Raw genomic sequence first — 21,627 nt, 5'->3', positions numbered from 1 at the left:
TCAGGAAGCTTGGTTTTCGGTCTGCTCGCTCATCACGGCGGCGAAGGCCTTGTCGAGGATGGCGAGTGCGCGGTCGATCTGCTCTTCGCTGATGATTAGCGGGCAGAGACACTTGACCACTTCACTGTGGGCGCCGCTGGTTTCGATAACCAGGCCGTTCTCGAAGGCGTGACGGCAGACGGCGGAGGCGATATCACCATCCGGGCAGCTGATGCCGATCATCATTCCGCGGCCCTTGAGGAACAGCGAATCCGGGCCGTGGCGGCGGACGATGCGTTGCATGCCGTCGGCGATGCGCTTGCCCTTGGCCTTCACGCTGTTGGCGAACTCGTCGTTCTGCCAGAAATGCTCGACGGCTGCGGCAGCGGTGACGAACGCATGGTTGTTACCGCGGAAGGTGCCGTTGTGCTCGCCTGGCTTCCACTGGTCCAGCTCTGGGCGCAGCAGCACCATGGCGAATGGCAGGCCATAGCCGGACAGCGACTTGGACAGGGTCACGATGTCCGGATGGATGCCCATCTCCTCGAAGCTGAAGAAGGTCCCGGTGCGGCCGCAGCCGGCCTGGATGTCATCGACGATCAGCAGCATCTCGTGCTTGCGGCAGAGTTTGTCGAGCTTGCGCATCCACTCGGTCGACGCGGTGTTGAGACCGCCTTCGCCCTGCACCACCTCGACGATCACCGCGGCCGGCTTGTCGATGCCGCTGGAGGGGTCGGAGAGCAGCTTGTCCATCATGCCGATGGTGTTGGTCTTGTCGCCGAAATAGTTGGCGTACGGCATGCGGCTGACATCGGTGAGGCTGATGCCGGAGCCGCCGCGGTGATGCTGGTTGCCGGTCGCGGCCAGCGCGCCGATGCTGCAGCCGTGGAAGCCGTTAGTGAAGCTGATGATGTTGTTGCGCCCGGTGACCTTGCGCGCCAGCTTCATCGCCGCTTCGACCGCGTTGGTGCCGGTCGGGCCGGTGAACTGCATGCGGTAGTCGCCCATGCCGCGCGGTTCGAGGATCAGGCGGTTGAAGGTTTCGAGGAAACGCTCCTTGGCTGCGGTGTACATGTCCAGGCCATGGGTGATGCCGTCGTTCTGGATGTACTCGAGTAGCGCCTTCTTGAGTACCGGGTGGTTGTGCCCGTAGTTGAGCGTGCCGGCACCGGCGAGGAAGTCGATGTAACGCTTGCCGTCTCTGGTGACCAGTTCGGCACCCTGGGCCTGGTTGAAGACCACGGGGAAGGAACGGCAGTAGCTACGAACCTTGGATTCGTTCAGTTCAAAAGTTTTCATGCGTGCTCCTTGAGCTCTTCTTCTAGATGGGAAACGGTGAACGGGCCGGCGCGGTAGAGCACCTCGTCCTCGTGCTGACCGCCAAAGTGCGCGGCGCGGGAGAACAGCGTGCGCGTGGTGCAGTCGGCACCCAGCCGATCGAATGCCCGCTTGAACAGTGCCTGCGACGCCGCGTTGTCCGGGGAAATGGTGGTTTCCATGAAGCGCACGTCGTGCTCACGGGCCACACGGGCCGTCAGCGCGAGCAGCATGCGCAGGGCCAGGCCCTGGCCGCGCATCGAACTATCGACGGCGACCTGCCAGACGAACAGGGTGTCCGGGCGGGCAGGGGGGCGGTAACCCGAGATGAAACCAACCAGTTCGCCCTGGGCGTTCTCTGCGGCGATGGCGGTGTCGGCGAAATCGGAGCACTGCAGCAGGTTGCAGTAGACCGAATTGGTATCGAGGGGCTGGCAGCGCGCCACCAGCTGATGCAGGTTGTAACCGTCGCCGTCGGTTGGGCGACGGAGCACTACGGTAGGGAAACTCAAAACAATGCCTTTGGGGTTGTTGATTGAATTCCTTTTTAGGGTAGGCATATCCGGAGAAGTTTCTCAACCCGAACTTCTGAATATGCGAAGTTAAGAGCGCTGCATATATCGCTCGATCCCGCGTAATTACGGCGATTGCGCCGTGGATGTTTCAGTCTGTTTCATTTCGCCAGGCTGGCGGTGAAGGCTGATAGTTAAGGGGAAGTTTCAGGAGTGCCGCGAGAAGTTCGATGGCAGTGATGCACAGAAGTTCGCCTTGAGTGGCCATGACGTAGCTGAAAGCAGCATGAATGCTGGATTTGCGGTGGTTGAGCGATGCCCGAATCGTTCGTCATGCACGCGCTGTTGGGCATGGTGTGCTGCGGATAAGTGTGCGGGGAAGAATCAGGCTGAGAATCGACGCGGAAATAGCGCTAAATGGCGGCGTGAACTACCGATGATATTTCGCTGATGTGACGTCTGTATGTCGGCGCGATCTGGCCACGGCCGAGCTAGTTGCTCGGCGTAGTTGTGGTGGCCGCGATCGATGATTTCAGAAAGTCTACCGATCCGCTCTATCTCGCGTTATACGGGGGCTGTGGCGAAGTTGTCGGAAGTTGTGCCAGACAACTTCATTGCCACCAGCGATGACCCTGGCGTTCGATGAATTGATGGGCCTGTTCCGGGCCGTCCTCGCCGGCCGGATAGGGGCGCGGCTTGCGGTAGTAGCTGTGCCAGCCGCGCAGGATCGGATCGACCCAGTTCCAGGCCGCCTCGACCTCGTCACGGCGCATGAACAGCGTGGAGTCGCCTTCGATCACATCCAGCAGCAGCCGCTCGTAGGCTTCCCAGCGACGGGTGCTGCTGAAGGCGTGCGCCAGGTTCAGATCCAGCTCCACCGGTTCCAGCTGCATGCCCTTGCCGGGTGCCTTGGCCATCAGCTGCAGGCTGATGCTTTCTTCCGGCTGCAGGCTGATCACCAGGCGGTTCACTTCACCCTTGCTGAACAGCAGGTGCGGCACCTGTTTGAAGGTGATGATGATCTCCGAGCGCTTGCGCGCCATGCGCTTGCCGGTGCGCAGGTAGAAGGGCACACCAGCCCAGCGCCAGTTGTCGATCTCGGCCTTCACCGCGACGAAGGTTTCGGTGTCGCTGTCGTTGTCGATGTTCGGCTCGAAGTAGTAGGCCTGCACGTCGTGGCCACCGATGCGGCCGGCGCCGTATTGGCCGCGCACGGTCTTGTCCAGCACGTCGTTGCCGGTGATCGGCTTCAGCGCCTCGAGCACCTTCACCTTCTCGCCGCGGATGTGCTTGGCATCGAAACGCACCGGCGCCTCCATTGCCACCAGGCAGAGCAGCTGCAGGAGGTGGTTCTGCAGCATGTCGCGCATCGCGCCGGCGTTGTCGTAGTAGCCGCCGCGGTTCTCCACGCCGAGGGTTTCGGCGACGGTGATCTGCACGTGGTCGATATGCCCGGAGCGCCAGATCGGCTCGAACAGCGCGTTGGCGAAGCGCAGCGCCATGAGGTTCTGCACCGTTTCCTTGCCCAGGTAGTGATCGATCCGGTAGATGCGCGACTCGGGGAACACGGCACCGATCGATTCGTTGATTTCCAGCGCCGAGTCCAGCGAATGGCCGATCGGCTTTTCCAGCACGATGCGCGCATCGTCACCGGCCAGCCCGGCGCTTTCCAGGTTGGCGGCGATGGGTTCAAACAGATCCGGCGCGGTCGCCAGGTAGTACACCCGCACACGGCCGTCGGCCTGACCGAGGTGATGGGCAAGGCGCACGTAGTCGCCGCGCTGGTTGGCGTCCATGGCGAAATAGTCCAGGCGCTGGGCAAAGGCCTGCCAGGTGTCAGGGCTGAAGTCGCTGCGGGCGACCTGCGCGCGGCAATGCCGCTCGGCCAGGGCCAGGTAGCCGTCGCGGTCGAGCTTTTTGCGCGCCAGGGCGAGTATCCGTACGTCGGCGTGCAGGCGCCCGTCACGGTGCAGGTGGTAGAGCGCCGGAAGCAGTTTGTGCAGCGTCAGGTCACCGGTCCCGCCGAACACGAGCATGTCACAGGATATCGACATCGATTCTCTCCCAGGGCCAAAAAATGGGCGTCGTGGCGAGGCTTGTAGTATAACTACCGCCCCACTACAACCCGCTGACGGCTGAGCGGCGTCGATCGCGCCCGAGCAAAGCCATCAGACGAGAGCATAGCGAGTCCGGAACGTGAATCTGCTGCAGCACATCGCCCAATCCAGAAGCCTGCTACGGAAGTCGGAGCTGAAAGTGGCCGACCATGTCCTGCTCGATCCGGCGTCGGTGATGCACAGCTCCATGGCCGACCTGGCCCACGTGGTCGGCGTCAGCGAACCCACCATCGTGCGTTTCTGTCGCGCCATCGGTTGCCTGGGTTTTCAGGATCTCAAGCTCAAACTGGCGCAGAGCCTGGCGGCTGGCGCCAGCTTCGGTCAGTTCGCCATCAGCGAGAACGATTCGGTGGCCGACTTCGCCTTGAAGATCTTCGACACCACGCTGCACACCCTGATGGAAGTGCGCGAGCGGCTCGACCCCGAAGCGCTGCAGCGCGCCATCGCTGCCATGGCTAAGGCCGAGCGCGTGGAGTTCTACGGTTTCGGCGCATCCGGCGCGGTGGCCACCGACGCCCAGCACAAATTCTTCCGCCTGCTGCTGTCAGCTGCCGCCTATTCCGATCCGCACATGCAGGCCATGTCGGCGGTGACGCTCAAGCCCACCGACGTGGCGATCTGCATCTCGCAGTCCGGGCGCTCCAAGGATCTGCTGATCACCGCCAACGTGGTGCGTGAATCCGGCGCGACGCTCATCACCCTGTGCCCGAGCCAGACGCCGCTGGCCGAGCTGGCCACCATCAACCTGGCAATCGACGTACAGGAAGACACCGAGATCTACACCCCGCTGACCTCGCGTATCGCTCACTTGGTAGTGATCGACGTGCTGGCGATGGGTGTTGCCATGGCGCGCGGACCGAGTCTGGTCAATCACCTCAAGAGCGTGAAGCGCAGCCTGCGCAGCCTTCGCCTGTCGCCGCAGAAGGTCAAGACGCACGACGACTGAGGCGCCGCTGCACCTTCACGGTCGCGTAATCGCCCTGACTTCAGTTTGTCATCCATGACGTCGATGCTGATCTCTCCTTACCTGTTCTGGGAGATCGCCTCATGCTCCGGCACACCGACGACAGCAGCCAGCTCGACAGCAAGTCCCGTCGCAAACAGCAGGATGAGCGGCGCATGCGTTTCCGCCGCGCCATCGAAAGCTATACCGAGCAGCGTCAGCTGCATGCCGAGTTGAACGACTACGCCGATGCGCTGGTGATCAGCTCGCTGCGCTCGTCGTCGGCGAGCCGGCGAAGCGCTCCGCCAGCGCACTGATCTGCGCGCGCTCTTCACGGAGGAAGGCGAAGAACGCCTGGGCTACCGGACTCAGGCGCTTGCCGCGCGAATGCACCACGCACCAGCTGCGATACAGCGGCAATTCCTCGACCGGCAGCTCGCGTAGCAGCCCGCTGGCCAGCTCCAGATGCACCGCATGGCGCGGCAGCAGCGCCAGGCCGAGCCCGGCCACCACGCATTCGCGCAGCGCATCCAGCGAGGCGACCTGAATGCTCTGCGCGAAATGCGCGCGCTTCTGGCGCAGGTAGTCCTCGCCGGCCCGTCGCGTGCCCGAGCCTGGCTCACGCACCAGCAGGGGATAGTCCGTGAGGTCCTGCAGGGACAGTGTGGCGGCGTTGCACAGCGGATGGTCGGGTGGCGCCACGGCGATGATCGGGTTGTTCAGGAAGGGCATGAACTCCAGGTCCATGTCGGTAGGCACCTGAGACATGATCAGCAGGTCGTCACGGCTCACCGACAGGCGCTTGACCGCCTGGGCATGGTTGACCACCACCAGCTGCAGGCTGACCTCAGGGTGCAGGCGCTTGAAGGCGGCGAACAGGTGCGGCGTGACGTACTTGGCGCTGGACTCCACCGCCAGGTTGAGCTGGCCCTGCAACGAGCCCTGCAGATCCGAGAGCTGCATGTCGAGGCTGTCCAGGCGACCGAAGATGTCGGTACTGGCGCGCTGTAGCGCCTCGGCCGCATCGGTCAGGTAGAGCTTCTTGCCGAGGTACTCGAAAAGCGGTTGACCGACCAGTTCCTCGAGCTGCCGAATCTGCAAACTGACGGCGGGCTGGGTCAGTGCCATTTCCTCGGCGGCACGGCTGTATGAGTGCGTTTCGCACACGGCGCGAAATACCTGAAGCTGGCGCAATGTCATGCGCATCAGCGATTTTCGCATCACGTTCTCCGCAAAATTATTGAAGCGTAGCCCCGTTGCACCGTTGCCGGCGGCGCTGACCGTTCGGCCAGATTAGTGCTGCTCAGGGTGTATCTATAAGTAATTACTTATTCTCAAGCAAACAATTATTCATTTTCAGTAATCCCCCCAGCGGGCGTAGGGTGAAACGGCTCGTTGCAAATGCGAGTGATCATGACCCGCACGCGGGTCCCCTGCTCAACGATCCGAGGAAAGACAGCGTGATCAAGAAGCTGCTGATCGCCAACCGCGGGGAAATCGCGGTGCGTATCGTCCGCGCCTGTGCCGAAATGGGTGTCCGCTCGGTGGCGGTATTCTCCGAAGCCGACCGCCACGCGCTGCACGTCAAGCGTGCCGACGAGGCGCATTTCATTGGCGAAGACCCGCTGGCCGGCTACCTGAACCCCCGCAAGCTGGTGAACCTGGCTGTGGAAACCGGCTGCGATGCGCTGCATCCGGGCTATGGATTTCTTTCCGAGAATGCCGAACTGGCGGAGATCTGCGCCGAGCGTGGCATCCGCTTCGTAGGCCCGAGCGCCGAAGTCATCCGCCGCATGGGCGACAAGACCGAAGCGCGGCGCAGCATGATCAAGGCGGGCGTGCCGGTCACGCCGGGCACCGAAGGCAACGTCGCCGACCTTGCCGAAGCGCTGCGTGAAGCCGAGCGTATCGGCTATCCGGTGATGCTCAAGGCCACCTCCGGTGGCGGGGGTCGCGGCATTCGCCGCTGCAACTCGCAGGCAGAGCTGGAATCGGCCTATCCGCGAGTGATCTCCGAAGCGACCAAGGCCTTCGGCAGTGCCGAAGTTTTCCTGGAAAAGTGCATCGTCGAACCCAAGCATATCGAGGCGCAGATCCTCGCCGATTCGTTCGGCAACACCGTGCACCTGTTCGAGCGCGACTGCTCGATCCAGCGCCGCAACCAGAAGCTCATCGAGATCGCCCCGAGCCCGCAGCTCACTCCCGAGCAGCGCGCTTATATCGGCGACCTGGCCGTGCGCGCGGCCAAGGCGGTGGGATACGAGAACGCCGGCACCGTGGAGTTCCTGCTCGCCGATGGCGAGGTGTACTTCATGGAAATGAACACCCGGGTGCAGGTGGAACACACCATCACCGAGGAAATCACCGGGATCGATATCGTCCGCGAGCAGATCCGCATCGCCTCCGGCCAGCCACTGTCGGTCAAGCAGGAGGACATCCAGTATCGCGGCTTCGCCCTGCAGTTCCGCATCAACGCCGAGGAGCCGCGCAACGACTTCCTGCCCTGCTTCGGCAAGATCACCCGTTATTACGCGCCGGGTGGCCCCGGTGTGCGCACCGACACGGCGATCTATACCGGCTACACCATTCCGCCGTATTACGACTCCATGTGCCTGAAGCTGATCGTCTGGGCGCTGACCTGGGAAGAGGCGCTGGCCCGCGGTTCGCGTGCACTGGACGACATGCGCGTGCAGGGCGTGAAGACCACCGCCACCTATTACCAGCAGATTCTCGCCAGTCCGGATTTTCGTAGCGGCCAGTTCAACACCAGCTTCGTCGAGAACCATCCGGAACTGCTGAACTACTCGATCAAACGCAAGCCGGGCGAGCTGGCCCTGGCCATCGCTGCCGCCATCGCCGCCCACGCAGGACTGTGAGGAACGAACCATGACTGCTCAGAAGAAAATCACCGTTACCGACACCATCCTGCGTGACGCCCATCAGTCGCTGCTGGCCACCCGCATGCGCACTGAAGACATGCTGCCGATCTGCGAAAAGCTCGACCGTGTCGGCTACTGGTCGCTGGAAGTCTGGGGCGGCGCCACGTTCGACGCCTGCGTACGCTTCCTCAAGGAAGACCCCTGGGAGCGCCTGCGCCAGCTCAAGGCGGCGCTGCCCAACACCCGACTACAGATGCTGCTGCGCGGGCAGAACTTGCTCGGCTACCGCCATTACAGCGATGATGTGGTCGAAGCGTTCTGCGCCAAGGCGGCGCAGAACGGCATCGACGTGTTCCGCATCTTCGACGCTATGAACGACGTGCGAAACCTGGAAACCGCGATCAAGGCCGTGAAGAAGACCGGCAAGCACGCCCAGGGCACCATCGCCTACACCACCAGCCCGGTGCATACCGTCGAGTTGTTCGTCGAGCAGGGTCGGGCGATGCGCGGCATGGGCGTCGATTCCATCGCCATCAAGGACATGGCGGGCCTGCTCACGCCGTTTGCCACCGGCGAGCTGGTGCGCGCGCTGAAGGCTGAGATCGACCTGCCGGTGTTCATTCACTCCCACGACACGGCTGGCGTCGCCAGCATGTGCCAGCTGAAAGCCATCGAGAACGGCGCCGACCACATCGACACCGCCATTTCCTCCATGGCCTGGGGCACCAGTCATCCCGGCACTGAATCCATGGTTGCCGCGCTGCGCGGCACGCCCTATGACACCGGCCTCGATCTGGAGCTGCTGCAGGAGATCGGCCTGTACTTCTACGCGGTGCGCAAGAAGTACCACCAGTTCGAAAGCGAATTCACCGGCGTCGATACCCGTGTGCAGGTCAACCAGGTGCCGGGCGGGATGATTTCCAACCTGGCCAACCAGCTGAAGGAGCAGGGTGCGCTCGACCGCATGGATGAAGTGCTGGCCGAGATTCCGCGCGTGCGCAAGGACCTCGGCTACCCGCCGCTGGTAACCCCGACCTCGCAGATCGTCGGCACCCAGGCGTTCTTCAACGTGCTCGCCGGCGAGCGCTACAAGACCATTACCAACGAGGTGAAGCTCTACCTGCAGGGCCGCTACGGCAAGGCGCCGGGCACCATCGACGCCAAGCTGCAGCGCCAGGCCATCGGCGGTGAAGAGATCATCGACGTGCGCCCGGCCGACCTGATCAAGCCGGAGCTGGACAAGCTGCGCCAGGAAGTCGGTGCGCTGGCCAGATCCGAAGAAGACGTGCTGACCTACGCCATGTTTCCCGACATCGGCCGCAAGTTCCTCGAGGAGCGTGAGGCCGGTACGCTGGTACCGGAAACACTGCTGCCGATCCCTGACGGCAGCACCGCGACCGCTGCAGGCGGGCAGGGCGTGCCGACCGAGTTCGTCATCGACGTGCATGGCGAAACCTACCGCGTGGATATCACCGGTGTCGGCGTCAAGGGCGAAGGCAAGCGGCACTTCTTCCTTTCCATCGACGGCATGCCGGAAGAGGTGGTGTTCGAGCCATTGAACAACTTCGTCGGCGGCAGCGGCGGCAGCCAGCGCAAGCAGGCCAGCGGTCCGGGCGACGTCAGCACCAGCATGCCGGGCAACGTGGTCGACGTGCTGGTCAAGGAAGGCGACGTGGTCAAGGCTGGCCAGGCCGTACTGATCAGCGAAGCGATGAAGATGGAAACCGAGATTCAGGCGCCCATGAGCGGAACGGTCAAGGCCGTGCATGTCGCCAAAGGTGACCGGGTGAACCCGGGCGATGTCTTGATAGAGATCGAGGGCTGAGTGAAGGGTGGCGTGGCGGTCTGATCACGCCACGCCAGCGTCGTTTCGACTGTTTTGGCCGCGCTGCGCAAGCATGCGCGGCAGCCAGCGGAACGGACGGCGCGGGCAGTGTGTCCCCTTTGGGAGCCCTTGCGGCTCCTTTTTTTCGAGCCAATGTCTGCCAGGGATCGGTCCATTGTCCAAGCTGTGGAGACTGTAGATGGGTATCGACCCAGTAGTGCTGTTCTTCGTGTTCGGCCTGTTTGCGGGCCTGGTGAAGAGCGAGTTGAAGTTGCCGCCGGCGCTCTACGAGACGCTGTCGATCATCCTGCTGCTGGCGATCGGTCTGCACGGTGGTGTGGAGCTGGCCGAACAGGCCAGTGCGGCGCTTCTGGGCCAGTCGCTGCTGGTGCTGGGGCTGGGCGTGTTGCTGCCGATCCTGGCCTTCATCCTGCTGCGCGGGTTGCGCTTCGACCGGGTCAACGCGGCGGCGGTGGCGGCGCACTACGGTTCGGTGAGCGCCGGTACCTTCGCCGTCGTGGTGGCCTATCTGGCGGCGCGGGAAATCTTCTTCGAAAGTTACATCCCGCTGTTCGTGGCGATTCTCGAAATCCCGGCGATCCTGGTCGGCATTCTGCTGGCCAAGGGCGTGTCGCGCGATACCGACTGGAAGGAACTGGGCCGCGAGATCTTCCTTGGCAAGAGCATCATGCTGCTGCTCGGTGGCCTGCTGATCGGTGCGATCGCCGGCAAGGAGGCCATCAAACCGCTCGAACCGCTGTACACCAGCATGTTCAAACCGGTGCTGGCGTTCTTCCTGCTGGAGATGGGCCTGATCGCCTCCGGCCAGCTCGGCTCGCTCAAGCGCTACGGCTTCAAGCTCGCTGCCTTTGCGCTGCTGATGCCGCTGATCGGTGCGCTGATCGGCGCGCTGCTGGCGCGCTTCATGGGCCTGTCGCTGGGCGGTACGGCAATGCTCGCCACGCTGGCGGCGAGTGCTTCGTACATCGCGGTGCCGGCGGCGATGCGCCTGGCGGTGCCAGAAGCCAATCCGTCGCTGTCGCTGACTGCGTCGCTGGGCATCACCTTTCCGTTCAACATCCTGATCGGCATTCCGCTCTACCTGGCCCTGGCCGAGCGGCTGATCGCCTGGGGGTTCTGAGATGAACGCGCACAATCGTACGCTGCTGACCGTGATCTGCGAGGCAGCGCTGGAACACAAGCTGGAAGCCGACCTGAAAAACCTGGGCGCTCCGGGCTGGACCCTGTCGGACGCCCGTGGCAGCGGCAGCCGCGGGGTGCGCAGCGCCGGCTGGGATACCGACGGCAATATCCGCCTGGAGGTGATCTGCAGCCGCGAGATCGCCGAGCGTATCGCCGAGCACCTGCAGGCGCGCTACTACGAGAACTTCGCCATGGTCTGCTACCTGGCCGAGGTGGAAGTGCTGCGGCCCGAGAAGTTCTGACCGCGTGCTGTGATGCCCCTCGGCCGGCGGGCGTCCACCCTGGACTCAGGACCGATGGAGCCTTCGATGCACGCCCTGCTGCAGGAAATTCTCGACGATGTACGCCCGCTGCTCGGGCAAGGTCGCGTGGCCAGCTACATCCCGGCGCTGGCCGACGTGCCGCCCAACCAGTTGGGTATTGCCGTGTGCAGTGCCGAGGGCGAGATTTTCGAAGCCGGCGACGCGCGGACGCCGTTCTCGATCCAGAGCATTTCGAAAGTGTTCAGCCTGGTGCAGGCCATCGCTCATCGCGGTGAGTCGTTATGGGAGCGGCTGGGCCACGAGCCTTCGGGGCAGCCGTTCAATTCACTGGTGCAGCTCGAGTTCGAACGCGGCCGCCCGCGCAACCCGTTCATCAACGCCGGGGCGCTGGTGATCTGCGACGTCAACCAGTCGCGCTTCGCCACCCCGGAGCTGTCGATGCGCGATTTCGTCCGGCACCTGTCCGGCAACCGGCAGATCGTCTCCGACACCCGCGTCGCCGAATCCGAATACCAGCACCGCGCGCGCAATGCGGCCATGGCTTACCTGATGCAGGCCTTCGGCAACTTCCACAACGATGTCGAAGCGGTATTGCGCAGCTATTTTCATCACTGCGCGCTGCGCATGAACTGCGTCGACCTGGCCCGCGCGTTCGCATTTCTCGCCCGCGATGGTGCCTGCCCGCAAAGCGGCGAGACGGTGCTGGCGCCGCGCCAGGCCAAGCAGGTCAACGCGATCATGGCCACCAGCGGGCTGTACGACGAGGCGGGCAACTTCGCCTATCGCGTCGGCCTGCCCGGCAAGAGCGGGGTGGGCGGCGGCATCGTCGCGGTGGTGCCGGGCCGCTTCACCGTCTGCGTCTGGTCGCCGGAGCTCAACGCCGCGGGCAATTCGCTGATTGGCATGGCCTCCCTCGAAGCGCTGTCGCAGCGTATCGGCTGGTCCATCTTCTGACGCGCCGTCGCGGCGGCGCCTACCCTTCGAATTCCTCTGGAGAGAACCAAGCATGAATGACGGCAAGAAGAGCGAAACCGCCCAGGAGGCCCTCGAACACATCGTCTCGGGCGTCAAGCGCTTCCGCGAAGAGGTCTATCCCGAGCAGCGCGAGCTGTTCGAGAAGCTCGCCTACGAGCAGACACCGCGGGCGATGTTCATCACCTGCGCCGACTCGCGAATCATCCCCGAGCTGATCACGCAGAGTTCGCCCGGCGACCTGTTCGTCACCCGCAACGTCGGCAACGTGGTGCCGCCCTACGGGCAGATGAACGGTGGCGTGTCGACCGCCATCGAGTTCGCCGTGATGGCGCTTGGCGTGCAGCACATCATCGTCTGCGGCCACTCCGACTGCGGCGCGATGAAGGCGGTGCTCAACCCGGCTCAGCTGGAGCGCATGCCGACGGTCAAGGGCTGGCTGCGGCATGCCGAGGTGGCGAAGATCGTCGTCGAGCAGAACTGTGGCTGCGCCGACCACAACACCCTCGGCATCCTTACCGAGGAGAACGTGGTGGCCCAGCTCGACCACCTGCGCACGCATCCCTCGGTGGCAGCGCGGCTGGCCAGCGGTCAGCTGTTCATCCACGGCTGGGTGTACAACATCGGGACCAGCGAGATTCGTGCCTACGATGCCGAGAAGGGCGAGTTCCGCCTGGTCGGCGACGGCCCGCTGCCGATGGCCACGCCGCGGGCGCGCTATCAGGTGAGCTGAAGCGCTTCCGGGCGGTTTCGGTCTGCTGACGAGGCGCGGGGTCAGCGACCGCCGGCCAGCGTCGTGCCGCGCTCCTGAATCAGGTAGCACAGGTCAGGGGTCTTGCTGCAGCCGGCGTAGCCTTCGGCGATCACTTCCTCAAGTGCCTTCTGCAGGCGGTTGACCACTTCGTCCGGCGTATCAGGGCTCAGTGCCAGATACAGCGGTTCGCTGCGATAGCTCAGCGCGATGCGCAGCTGGCTCTCGTCGACGCCCTGCAGCCGCGCGTAATGACGCCACACCGGGTCGGCCACCGCCCACAGGTCGATGCGCCCGGTCAGCAGTTTGCGCAGGTTTTCGGCGTCGTTGAGGCTGTTGCTGGTGGCGATGCCCTGGCTTTCCAGGAACAGGCTGACGCTGCCGTTGGCGTGGCCGCCGATCTGGTAGCCCTGCGCCTGCTCCAGGCTGTCGAACTTCAGGCCACTGTCGGCCGGCGCCAGCAGCACGCTGGCGTGATGGGCCAGCGGCCCGACCCACTTGAACTGACCGGCGTTCTGCGGCGTGCGCGCCACTGAGAACAGGCCGTGGGCGGGCTGCTGCCGGGTCTGCTCGTAGAGCCGGCTCCAGGGGCCGCGCAGGGTCATGTTGTAGGCGATGCCGGCGCGGCGAAAGATGTCTCGCACGGTGTCGGCATCGATGCCCTGCACATCGTCGCCGCGGGCGAAGCCCTTGCTGTTGGGGCCCATGTTGAATGGCGGGAAGCTGTCGGTTTGCAGAGTGATCTGATAGTTGGCAGGCAGTTCGGCCTGGGCGGCACATGCAGCGCTGATGAGCAGGGCGAACAGCGCCCCGGCAGTTCGGGATCTGGCCATGGCATCGGCTCCTTGACGCTTTTCTTGTTGTTGGCGTGAGCAAGGGTAGCGGTGCTGCAGGCACATCGCCAGCCGGCCGCGCTGCCCTGCGGGGCAGCGCGCATTTTTGCCGGTGTCGTATTCAGTCGGCCATTTCGCCGCAGAGGTCGCGGCAGAACCAGTGTTCCACCTCGGCGTGGTCGAGCCCGGCGGCGAGCAGGGCGAACAACTTGCCCAGCGCTGCTTCACGGGTCATGCCGCCGCCGGAGACCAGACCGGCATCGCGCAAGCCGCTGCCGGTGGCATAGACGTCGAAATCGACATGGCCGCCCGGGCACTGGCTGATCGCCGCCAGCACCACGCCCTGTCGATGCGCCTGGCGCAGCGCTTCGATGAACGGGACGTCGTCCGCCGGGCCGGTGCCGCTGCCATAGCACTCGAGCAGTAGCGCCTGAGCGCCGCTGGCGACCAGTGCCCGGACCTGCGCGGCGCCGACGCCGGGGTACAACGGCAGCACCACGACCTGCGCCGGTCGCTGCGGCAACAGCGCCGGCGGACGTTCGCTGGCCGCTGCGGCGAGGCGCTTGCGCGGCGCCTCGGCAAAGGCGTCGAAGGCGTCGCTGCGCAGTTTGCTGACCCGCGCGCCGTGCAGCAGCACGCCGTTGAAGAACAGTTGCACGCCGTGCACCTGCCCGGCCTGCAGGGCGCGCATGGCGCCGAACAGGTTGGGCCAGGCATCGCTGCCCGGGCTTCCCGCCGGCAGCATGGCGCCGGTGAGCAGCACGGGGATCTCAAGATCCAGCAGCAGGAAGGACAACGCAGCGGCGCTGTAGGCCAGGGTATCGGTGCCGTGCAGCAACAGCACCGCATCGCAGTCGCCCTGCGCCACGGCATCGCGGACGGCGGACGCCATCTGCAGCCAGTGGGTCGGCTGCATGTTGGCGCTGTCCAGCAGCGGTTGCAGTTCGCGGAAGGTCCAGCTCGGCAGCGGCCCGGCTTCCAGCGCCTGCTGCGCGCGCAGGCGAGCTTCGAAGCCGGAGGCTGGCATCAACCCGGCGGCGCTCTGTTGCATGCCGATGGTGCCACCGGTGTAGAGTACCAGCAGGCGTTCGATTGATTGATTCACACGCGCTCCTCGCTCGTTCGGCGCAGACCATCAGAAATACAGGCGGATGGGGCCAGCCCCGTGCACGGTTGCGCAGAGGGCTGGCCGGTCGCGTCGGAGCGCTTAGCGGCGCTCGGTGGTGTCGGGTGTGGCGGGCATGTTCGCCTTCCACACGGCCGGGTCGAGATCCAGGTCGGCGAAGTCCTTCGGATCGAGCACGGGTTGCTCGATGCCGGCGCGGATCTGGCGGTCGTAGTCGCGCATCAGGCGCAGGCCGACCTTGAACAGCAGGGCCACGGCGATCAGGTTGGCGATGGCCAGCAGACCCATGGTCACGTCAGCGAAGGCGAACACGGTGCCCAGATCCTGCACCGAACCCCAGAGCACAAGGATGACCACCAGGATGCGGTAGATCACCACCGGCATGCGCTTCTCGGTGAAGAAGCCCAGCGCGTTTTCACCCAGATAGTAGTTGTAGATCAGCGTGGTGAAGACGAACAGCAGCAGCGCGATGCTGATGAATACCCGACCCCACTCGCCAACCACGGCCGCCATGGCGGTCTGCGTCAGCACCACACCGGCCTGGTCCATACCCGGCTCGTAGACGCCCGAGAGCAGGATGATCAGCGCGGTGCAGCTGCACAGGATGATGGTGTCGATGAACACCGAGAGCGACTGCACGATGCCCTGCGCCACCGGGTGCTTGACCTCGGCGACCGCGGCGACGTTCGGCGCACTGCCCAGGCCGGCCTCGTTGGAGAACAGGCCGCGCTTGACGCCCATCAGGATCGCCGCGCCGATGCCGCCGGCGAAGGCCTGCTCCAGACCGAAGGCGCTGCGGAAGATCAGGCCGAAGGTTTCCGGCACGGCACCGAAGTTGCTGCCGATGACGAACAGCGCCATGCCCAGGTAGGAGAAGGCCATGACCGGCACCAGTACGTCGGCCCACTTGGCGATACGGCGGATGCCGCCGAAGATGATGCCGGCGATCACCAGCGTCAGCGCGATGCCGCTGGCCACGGTCGGCACGCCGAAGGTGTCATGCAGCGAGCTGGCGACGGTGAACGACTGCACGGCGTTGAAGCCGAAGCCGAAGGTCATCAGCAGCAGGATCGAGACGACGATGCCTAGCCAGCGCTGGCCGAGTCCGTGCTGGATGTAGAAAGCCGGGCCGCCGCGGTAGGTGCCGTCCGGCTCGCGACGCTTGTACAGCTGCGCCAGCGAGCACTCGAAGTAGCTGGTCGCCATGCCCACCAGCGCCACCACCCACATCCAGAAGATCGCGCCCGGGCCGCCGAGCATGATTGCCACCGAGACGCCGGCGATGTTGCCGGCGCCGACGCGGCCGGCGACCGAGAGCATTAGGGCCTGGAAGGAAGAGAGCTGTCCCGGCTGACGCTCGAAGGCGTGGCCGAAGATGCTGAACATGTTGCCGAAATAACGGAACTGGACGAAGCCGGAGCGAATCGTGAAGAGCAGACCGAGGCCGATCAGCATGACGATCAGCAGCTTGCTCCAAATGAGGTCATTCAGAAGGTCGAGCATGGCAATGTTCACCTTGTTGTCGTTGTTAGGGTGCCGGCGCGCGCCGCTGCGCCGTGCAAGCGGGGGATGTTTCAACAGTAGCGACAACAGGACAATTTCGCAGGTGGCCGCGATGTGACGCGACCTGATGCTAGAATGGCGACACTCGCGCCAACCGTCAGGGCATCCCATGACCTCCCACCTCGCCGAAAACCTCAAGTTGCTCTGCAGTCACTACCGCTCGATTGCCGAGGTGTGCCGCAAGCTGGCAATCAATCGGGCGCAGTTCAACAAGTACCTGGGCGGGCAGAGCCGTCCCACGCCGTTCAACCTCAAACGCATCGGCGACTTCTTCGGGGTCGAGGGCTACGAGCTGGAAATGCCGCCCGAGCAGTTCGCCCGGCTGGTCGGGGCGCGCCATCCGGAAGCCCAGGCGCTGCCGCGGACCGATCCGCTGCTGGCCCTGCTGCAGCCGTTGCGCGAGCACGCCGCGAGTCTGTCGCGCTATTGCGGCTACTACTTCGAATACGCCAACTGCATGTCGGTGCCGGGCAGCATCCTGATCTCGCTGGTGCATCTGCGCGAGGAAAACGGCCTCTACCTGTTCGAGCGTCAGGAGCGCCAGGAACGCGCCAGCCCTACCCTCGGCCACGCCGAGGACTGGGTACGCTGCCGCTACCTCGGCGCGGCGTTCGGCCTGCAGGACCGGCTGTTCCTGATCGACTACGAGTCGCTGACGCTCAACGAGATGAGCCAGACCATCCTCATTCCCAGCTTCAAGAGCCGCATCACCCGCCTCAATGGGCTGAAGACCGGCGTCTCCTCCGGTGACCGCCGTACCCCGGCCAGCACGCCGGTGGTGTGGGAATATCTGGGCAGCGAGATCAACCGCGTCAGTGCCTACCGCCAGGTGATGCTCTACAGCCCGGGCGACCCGCGTATCGACCCGGACATCCGCGAGCGTCTGGCGACGCCGCGTGTGGAGAACGGGCTGTTCGGCATCGAGTGAGTCGTGCGTCCTCACTCCTTGTTGCTGCTGTCGTATACCGCGCGGTCGAGTTCGGCTTCGCTGCGACCGACCAGGGTGGTGGTCATCAGGTCGCCGGCGACGTTCACCGTGGTGCGCGCCATGTCGAGGATGCGGTCGATCCCGGCGATCAGCGCCACGCCTTCGAGCGGCAGGCCGGCAGCGGTGAGCACCAGCCCGAGCATGATCAGCCCGGCGCCGGGGATGCCGGCGGTGCCGATGGAGGCCAGCGTCGCGGTGAGGATGATCATCGCGTACTGCCCGGCACTGAGGTCGATGCCGAAGGCCTGGGCGATGAACAGTGCGAGCACGCCCTGATAGATCGCCGTGCCGTCCATGTTGATGGTCGCGCCTACTGGCAGCACGAAGCCCGCCACACCTTCGGATACGCCGAGGTTCTTGCGCGCGCATTCGATGGACACCGGCAGGGTGCCGGAGCTGCTCGAGGTGCTGAAGGCCACCGCCAGCGCCGGGGCGATGCCCTGGAAGAAACGCAGCGGATTGAGCCGCGCCAGCAGGCCGAGCAGGCCGCCGTAGACCAGTAGCACGTGGGCGATGCTGGCCAGGTAGATCACGCCGATCACGCCCGCCAGCGGCAGCAGTACTTCAGCACCATGGCTGCCGACGACGCCGGCGGTCAGGGCGAAGACGCCAATCGGCGCGACGCGCATCACCAGATCGGTGAGCTTGTAGAAACTCTCGGCCAGCGCATCGAACAGGCGCACCGCCGGCGCGCCGCGCTCGCCGATCAGGTTGATGCTGACGCCCAGGGCGATGGCGAAAACGATGATCTGCAGGATGTTGCCCTCGGCGAAGGCAGTGACCGGATTGGAAGGCACCAAGCCGACCAGAATCGACACCAGCGAGGGCGCCTGCTTGGCCTGTTCGCTGCCACTGGCGACCATGTTCATGCCTTCGCCCGGGGTGAACAGCGCGCCGAACAGCAGGCCGATGCTGACCGCGAAGGCGGTGGTCACCAGGTAGATGGCGATGGTCTTCAGACTGATGCGGCCGAGCTTGGCGCTGTCCTGCATCGAGGTTATGCCGGCCACCAGCGAAACGAACACCAGCGGCACGATGAGCATCTTGATCGCATTGAGAAACAGCGTGCCGATCGGTGCCAGCAGCTGCGCGTCTGCGCCAAAGGCCATGCCGGCGGCGACGCCGAGGGCCAGGCCGATGAGGATCTGCTGCCAGAGCGGCAGGCGGACGAGCAGGCGCAGGGGAGCGGAGAGGGTCGTACTCTGAGTCATGGGTTTTCCTGTTGTTTTTATTGTGCGAACGAGCCGGGCTGGTGGCTCGTAAAGCGAACGCCCGGCATGGGTGCCGGGCGCTTGGGACGATCACACCACCAGCGGTGCCAGGCGTGGCGCGATCATGTTTTCCGGGCGCAGGATCTCGGCGAGCATGGCGTCGTCGAGCAAGCGTTCCTCGCGCACCAGCTCCAGCACACTGCGGCCGCCGAGCAGCGCCTCACGAGCCAGGCGGGTGCTGTTGTCGTAGCCGATGTAGGGGTTCAGCGCGGTGATCAGGCCAATGGAGCTTTCCATCAGCTCGCGGCAACGGTCTTCGTTGGCAGTGATGCCTTCGATGCAGTGCTCGCGCAGCATGTCCATGGCGCGTTGCAGCAGGCGGATCGAATCGAACAGCTTGTAGGCGATCAACGGTTCCATGACGTTGAGCTGCAGCTGCCCGCCCTCGGCGGCCATGGTCAGCGCGAGGTCGTTGCCGATGACTTCGAAGGCGACCTGGTTGACCGCTTCCGGGATCACCGGATTGACCTTGCCCGGCATGATCGAACTGCCCGGCTGGCGCGGCGGCAGGTTGATCTCGTTGAAGCCGGTGCGCGGGCCGCTGGAGAGCAGGCGCAGGTCGTTGCAGATCTTCGACAGCTTCACCGCCAGGCGCTTGAGCATGCCGGAGAACAGCACGAACGAGCCCATGTCCGAGGTGGCTTCGATCAGGTCCGCGGCCTGGCGCAGCGGCTGGCCGCTGATCTGCGCCAGGCGCTGCACGGCAATGGCCTGGTAGCGCGGATCGGCATTGATGCCCGTGCCGATCGCGGTGCCGCCGAGGTTCACTTCCAGCAGCAGCTCCGGGGCGAAGCCGCGCAGATGGTGCAGATCCTCGCCGAGGGTGGTGGCGAAGGCGTGGAACTCCTGGCCGAGGGTCATCGGCACGGCGTCCTGTAGCTGGGTACGGCCCATCTTCAGCACGTGGGCGAAGGCATGGCCCTTGCCGGTCAGCGACTGGCAGAGGCTCTCCAGGCTGGCGAGCAGGGTGTCGTGACCGAGCAGCAGGCCCAGGCGAATCGCCGTCGGATAGGCGTCGTTGGTGGACTGCGCCATGTTCACGTCGTTGTTCGGGTGCAGGTACTGATACTCGCCCTTGGCGTGGCCCATGGCCTCAAGGCCGAGGTTGGCGATTACTTCGTTGGCGTTCATGTTGGTCGAGGTGCCGGCGCCGCCCTGGATCATGTCCACCACGAACTGCTCATGGAATTCGCCGCGAATCAGTCGTGCACAACCCTGGCTGATCGCCACGTGCTTGGCTTCGGGCAGGTAGCCCAGCTCGCGGTTGGCGTCTGCGGCGGCCTGCTTGACCATCGCCAGGGCGACGATCAGCTTCGGGTAATGCGCCAGCGGCACGCCGGAGAGGCGGAAGTTGTGCAGTGCGCGCAGGGTCTGGATGCCGTAGTAGGCGTCGGAAGGAACGGGGAGGGTGCCAAGCAGGTCTTTTTCGACTCGCGATGATGCAACTTCGGACATGATGGTAATGTGGCTTCGGTAGGCGCAGGCAGTGCTGCAGTGCGCCTAAAATAAGGCTTTCAGGCGTTTCGCGGCCAATGCCGTTGCTGGCTGCCCTATGCCGAAACGGCATAATGTCCGTGTGACTTTGTACCGGTCGCAATCGTATCGAGGGATGTTCAGGTGAATCTGGAAACCAAGTGGCTGGAGGATTTCGTGGCGCTGGCGGCGACCCGCAGCTTCTCCCAGGCCGCGCAACGCCGCTTCGTCACGCAGCCGGCCTTCAGCCGGCGGATACGCTCGCTGGAAGAGGCGCTCGGCCTGCAACTGATCAACCGCTCGCGCACGCCGATCGAGCTGACCGAGGCCGGCCAGCTGTTCCTGATCAGTGCGCGCAACATGGTCGAACAGCTCGGCGAAGTGGTGCGCCATTTGCACCACGTCGAGGGCCGGCAGGGCGAGGTGTTGCAGATATCCGCCGCGCACTCGCTGGCGCTGGGCTTCTTCCCAGCGTGGATCGCCGGCCTGCGCCACGACGGGCTGAACATCGCCACCCGGCTGATCGCCACCAACGTCGGCGAAGCCGTGCATGTGCTGCGCGAAGGCGGCTGCGACCTGATTCTCGCCTACTACGACCCGGATGCCGCGCTGCAGCTCGACCCAGAGCTGTTCCCCTCGCTGCACCTGGGGCGCACCGAAATGCTGCCGGTCTGCGCGGCGGGCGCTGACGGCGTGCCGCTGTACGACGTCGATAGCGGCCAGACCGTGCCGCTGCTGGCCTACAGCGCTGGCGCCTTTCTCGGTCGCTCGGTGAACCTGCTGCTGCGCCAGCGCGCGCTGCGCTCGACCACTGTCTACGAGACGGCCATGGCCGACAGCCTGAAGAGCATGGCACTGCAGGGGCTGGGGATCGCCTGGGTGCCGCGCCTGAGCGTCGAGCCCGAGCTGCAGCGTGGCGAGCTGGCGATCTGTGGTAGCGAGCAATGGCGCGTACCGCTGGAAATTCGCCTTTATCGTTGCTCGCTGATGCGCAAGGGTGCAGTGCGCTTGCTCTGGCGAAGGCTGGAAAACCGTGCCGCGCAAGCGCAGCGACAGGCGGGCGAAACGGCAAGTTAAAGCGCCCCACGCGGCCAAATGTGCGTAACAAGCGGTTAACTGCACACATTTTGTTGCTTCGCGCGAGGCAACTTTTTCGGGCGACGCTGTCTTAGCTGAGCAATCCGTGCCATGGCCAGGCCGGACTCTAGCCAAGGACAGACAGCCGTGAATTACGACTCCGACGCCGCCGTGCCCCCTGCGGGCTCGGTCTTTGCTGTGCCCGACCCGGCGACCGCCGGCATCGAGCCCGTCACTTTGCATGCCGCGCTGAGCCGCGTGGCGCATGGCGCGCCTGATCGATCGGCGGTGCTTTCGACACGCTTCGCGCCGCTGGACCATCGCGGCCTGCAGCAGATGATCGAGCAGACCCGTCGCCAGTTGCGCCTGGCCGGCTTCGGCCGCGACGCGCGCATCGGCGTATTGCTGCCAGAAGCCCCGCAGGCGGCGGTCGCGATCATTGCCGTCGCCTGCTCAGCGGTTGCCGTCCCGCTCGATCCACGTCTTGGCCCGGCCGAGTTGGACCAGTTTCTCCAGCAGCTGCCGCTCGATGCCC

At 64.7% G+C, this 21,627-nt stretch carries 20 protein-coding genes; 11 read left to right on the top strand and 9 right to left on the bottom strand.

The features are described 5' to 3' along the window. The 3 genes from ectB to zwf form a co-directional block, all read right to left on the bottom strand. On the bottom strand, positions 1 to 1,278 hold the full coding sequence (gene ectB / locus LO50_RS02210) for a diaminobutyrate--2-oxoglutarate transaminase (RefSeq protein ID WP_044313967.1): 1,278 nt from the start codon (positions 1,276 to 1,278) through the stop codon (positions 1 to 3). Beyond that, on the bottom strand, positions 1,275 to 1,790 hold the full coding sequence (gene ectA / locus LO50_RS02205; RefSeq protein WP_003297792.1) for a diaminobutyrate acetyltransferase: 516 nt from the start codon (positions 1,788 to 1,790) through the stop codon (positions 1,275 to 1,277). The genes ectB and ectA overlap by 4 nt, the downstream gene beginning before the upstream one ends. Before the next feature lie 629 nt (positions 1,791 to 2,419). After that, entirely contained in the window at positions 2,420 to 3,862 is a 1,443-nt protein-coding gene (zwf, locus tag LO50_RS02200) for a glucose-6-phosphate dehydrogenase (protein ID WP_031297446.1), read from the bottom strand. A gap of 142 nt (positions 3,863 to 4,004) precedes the next feature. Between zwf and hexR the strand changes: the two genes are divergently transcribed. Together hexR and LO50_RS23970 are read left to right on the top strand one after the other, a co-directional pair. Then, positions 4,005 to 4,871, top strand: a complete 867-nt coding sequence (gene hexR / locus LO50_RS02195; protein ID WP_014822039.1) for a transcriptional regulator HexR — start codon at positions 4,005 to 4,007, stop codon at positions 4,869 to 4,871. A gap of 101 nt (positions 4,872 to 4,972) precedes the next feature. Next, the gene (locus tag LO50_RS23970; protein ID WP_041754611.1) at positions 4,973 to 5,185 is read left to right on the top strand and encodes a PA3496 family putative envelope integrity protein; all 213 of its coding nucleotides are present in this window, start codon (positions 4,973 to 4,975) and stop codon (positions 5,183 to 5,185) included. Here the strand turns inward: LO50_RS23970 and LO50_RS02190 are convergent. Beyond that, a complete protein-coding gene (locus LO50_RS02190; protein WP_044313966.1) occupies positions 5,130 to 6,089 on the bottom strand; it encodes a LysR family transcriptional regulator in 960 nt (319 codons plus the stop codon). The two genes, LO50_RS23970 and LO50_RS02190, sit on opposite strands and share 56 nt — an antisense overlap. A gap of 239 nt (positions 6,090 to 6,328) precedes the next feature. Between LO50_RS02190 and LO50_RS02185 the strand changes: the two genes are divergently transcribed. The 6 genes from LO50_RS02185 (at position 6,329) to LO50_RS02160 (ending at position 12,743) form a co-directional block, all read left to right on the top strand. Beyond that, positions 6,329 to 7,744, top strand: a complete 1,416-nt coding sequence (locus LO50_RS02185; RefSeq protein WP_044313965.1) for an acetyl-CoA carboxylase biotin carboxylase subunit — start codon at positions 6,329 to 6,331, stop codon at positions 7,742 to 7,744. A gap of 10 nt (positions 7,745 to 7,754) precedes the next feature. Continuing rightward, complete coding sequence (gene oadA, locus LO50_RS02180) at positions 7,755 to 9,572, top strand: sodium-extruding oxaloacetate decarboxylase subunit alpha (RefSeq protein ID WP_044313964.1); 1,818 nt, start codon at positions 7,755 to 7,757, stop codon at positions 9,570 to 9,572. A 199-nt stretch (positions 9,573 to 9,771) separates the two neighbouring features. Further along, complete coding sequence (locus tag LO50_RS02175; RefSeq protein ID WP_044313963.1) at positions 9,772 to 10,713, top strand: sodium-dependent bicarbonate transport family permease; 942 nt, start codon at positions 9,772 to 9,774, stop codon at positions 10,711 to 10,713. Between the two features lies 1 nt (position 10,714). Then, complete coding sequence (locus LO50_RS02170) at positions 10,715 to 11,017, top strand: P-II family nitrogen regulator (protein ID WP_014822034.1); 303 nt, start codon at positions 10,715 to 10,717, stop codon at positions 11,015 to 11,017. Positions 11,018 to 11,083: 66 nt separating this feature from the next. Beyond that, complete coding sequence (gene glsB / locus LO50_RS02165; protein ID WP_044313962.1) at positions 11,084 to 11,992, top strand: glutaminase B; 909 nt, start codon at positions 11,084 to 11,086, stop codon at positions 11,990 to 11,992. A 52-nt stretch (positions 11,993 to 12,044) separates the two neighbouring features. Further along, positions 12,045 to 12,743, top strand: coding sequence for a carbonic anhydrase (locus LO50_RS02160; protein WP_014822032.1), 699 nt, complete (start codon positions 12,045 to 12,047; stop codon positions 12,741 to 12,743). A gap of 41 nt (positions 12,744 to 12,784) precedes the next feature. Here LO50_RS02160 and LO50_RS02155 read toward each other — a convergent pair whose 3' ends face one another. The 3 genes from LO50_RS02155 to LO50_RS02145 all read right to left on the bottom strand — a co-directional run bounded on the left by LO50_RS02155 (position 12,785) and on the right by LO50_RS02145 (position 16,223). Next, on the bottom strand, positions 12,785 to 13,594 hold the full coding sequence (locus LO50_RS02155) for a substrate-binding periplasmic protein (protein ID WP_044313961.1): 810 nt from the start codon (positions 13,592 to 13,594) through the stop codon (positions 12,785 to 12,787). Between the two features lie 121 nt (positions 13,595 to 13,715). Next, positions 13,716 to 14,699, bottom strand: coding sequence for an asparaginase (locus tag LO50_RS02150; protein ID WP_044313960.1), 984 nt, complete (start codon positions 14,697 to 14,699; stop codon positions 13,716 to 13,718). 102 nt (positions 14,700 to 14,801) lie between these two features. After that, entirely contained in the window at positions 14,802 to 16,223 is a 1,422-nt protein-coding gene (locus tag LO50_RS02145) for an alanine/glycine:cation symporter family protein (RefSeq protein WP_044313959.1), read from the bottom strand. 169 nt (positions 16,224 to 16,392) lie between these two features. On the opposite strand from LO50_RS02145, the gene LO50_RS02140 reads away from it, so the two are divergent. After that, a complete protein-coding gene (locus LO50_RS02140) occupies positions 16,393 to 17,211 on the top strand; it encodes a helix-turn-helix domain-containing protein (RefSeq protein WP_044313958.1) in 819 nt (272 codons plus the stop codon). Between the two features lie 11 nt (positions 17,212 to 17,222). Here LO50_RS02140 and LO50_RS02135 read toward each other — a convergent pair whose 3' ends face one another. Next, entirely contained in the window at positions 17,223 to 18,482 is a 1,260-nt protein-coding gene (locus tag LO50_RS02135; RefSeq protein WP_044313957.1) for a dicarboxylate/amino acid:cation symporter, read from the bottom strand. A gap of 90 nt (positions 18,483 to 18,572) precedes the next feature. Further along, positions 18,573 to 19,997, bottom strand: coding sequence for an aspartate ammonia-lyase (locus tag LO50_RS02130; protein WP_014822023.1), 1,425 nt, complete (start codon positions 19,995 to 19,997; stop codon positions 18,573 to 18,575). Positions 19,998 to 20,159: 162 nt separating this feature from the next. Between LO50_RS02130 and LO50_RS02125 the strand changes: the two genes are divergently transcribed. Together LO50_RS02125 and LO50_RS02120 are read left to right on the top strand one after the other, a co-directional pair. After that, positions 20,160 to 21,092 (top strand): LysR substrate-binding domain-containing protein, encoded by a 933-nt coding sequence (locus LO50_RS02125; RefSeq protein WP_044313956.1) that lies wholly within the window; start codon positions 20,160 to 20,162, stop codon positions 21,090 to 21,092. Positions 21,093 to 21,239: 147 nt separating this feature from the next. After that, positions 21,240 to 21,627 (top strand): AMP-binding protein (locus tag LO50_RS02120; RefSeq protein ID WP_044313955.1); only part of this gene is annotated, 388 nt, incomplete at its 3' end.

Source organism: Stutzerimonas stutzeri (assembly GCF_000935215.1).
In the GTDB taxonomy this organism is placed as follows: Bacteria; Pseudomonadota; Gammaproteobacteria; order Pseudomonadales; family Pseudomonadaceae; genus Stutzerimonas.
This window is presented reverse-complemented; position numbering and strand designations above follow the sequence as displayed.

Coding starts and splice junctions, on each gene's coding strand:
- ectB (WP_044313967.1), bottom strand. CDS start 1,278: ATGAAAACTTTTGAACTGAACGAATCCAAGGTTCGTAGCTACTGCCGT.
- zwf (WP_031297446.1), bottom strand. CDS start 3,862: ATGTCGATATCCTGTGACATGCTCGTGTTCGGCGGGACCGGTGACCTG.
- LO50_RS23970 (WP_041754611.1), top strand. CDS start 4,973: ATGCTCCGGCACACCGACGACAGCAGCCAGCTCGACAGCAAGTCCCGT.
- LO50_RS02190 (WP_044313966.1), bottom strand. CDS start 6,089: ATGCGAAAATCGCTGATGCGCATGACATTGCGCCAGCTTCAGGTATTT.
- oadA (WP_044313964.1), top strand. CDS start 7,755: ATGACTGCTCAGAAGAAAATCACCGTTACCGACACCATCCTGCGTGAC.
- LO50_RS02175 (WP_044313963.1), top strand. CDS start 9,772: ATGGGTATCGACCCAGTAGTGCTGTTCTTCGTGTTCGGCCTGTTTGCG.
- LO50_RS02170 (WP_014822034.1), top strand. CDS start 10,715: ATGAACGCGCACAATCGTACGCTGCTGACCGTGATCTGCGAGGCAGCG.
- glsB (WP_044313962.1), top strand. CDS start 11,084: ATGCACGCCCTGCTGCAGGAAATTCTCGACGATGTACGCCCGCTGCTC.
- LO50_RS02160 (WP_014822032.1), top strand. CDS start 12,045: ATGAATGACGGCAAGAAGAGCGAAACCGCCCAGGAGGCCCTCGAACAC.
- LO50_RS02155 (WP_044313961.1), bottom strand. CDS start 13,594: ATGGCCAGATCCCGAACTGCCGGGGCGCTGTTCGCCCTGCTCATCAGC.
- LO50_RS02145 (WP_044313959.1), bottom strand. CDS start 16,223: ATGCTCGACCTTCTGAATGACCTCATTTGGAGCAAGCTGCTGATCGTC.
- LO50_RS02140 (WP_044313958.1), top strand. CDS start 16,393: ATGACCTCCCACCTCGCCGAAAACCTCAAGTTGCTCTGCAGTCACTAC.
- LO50_RS02135 (WP_044313957.1), bottom strand. CDS start 18,482: ATGACTCAGAGTACGACCCTCTCCGCTCCCCTGCGCCTGCTCGTCCGC.
- LO50_RS02130 (WP_014822023.1), bottom strand. CDS start 19,997: ATGTCCGAAGTTGCATCATCGCGAGTCGAAAAAGACCTGCTTGGCACC.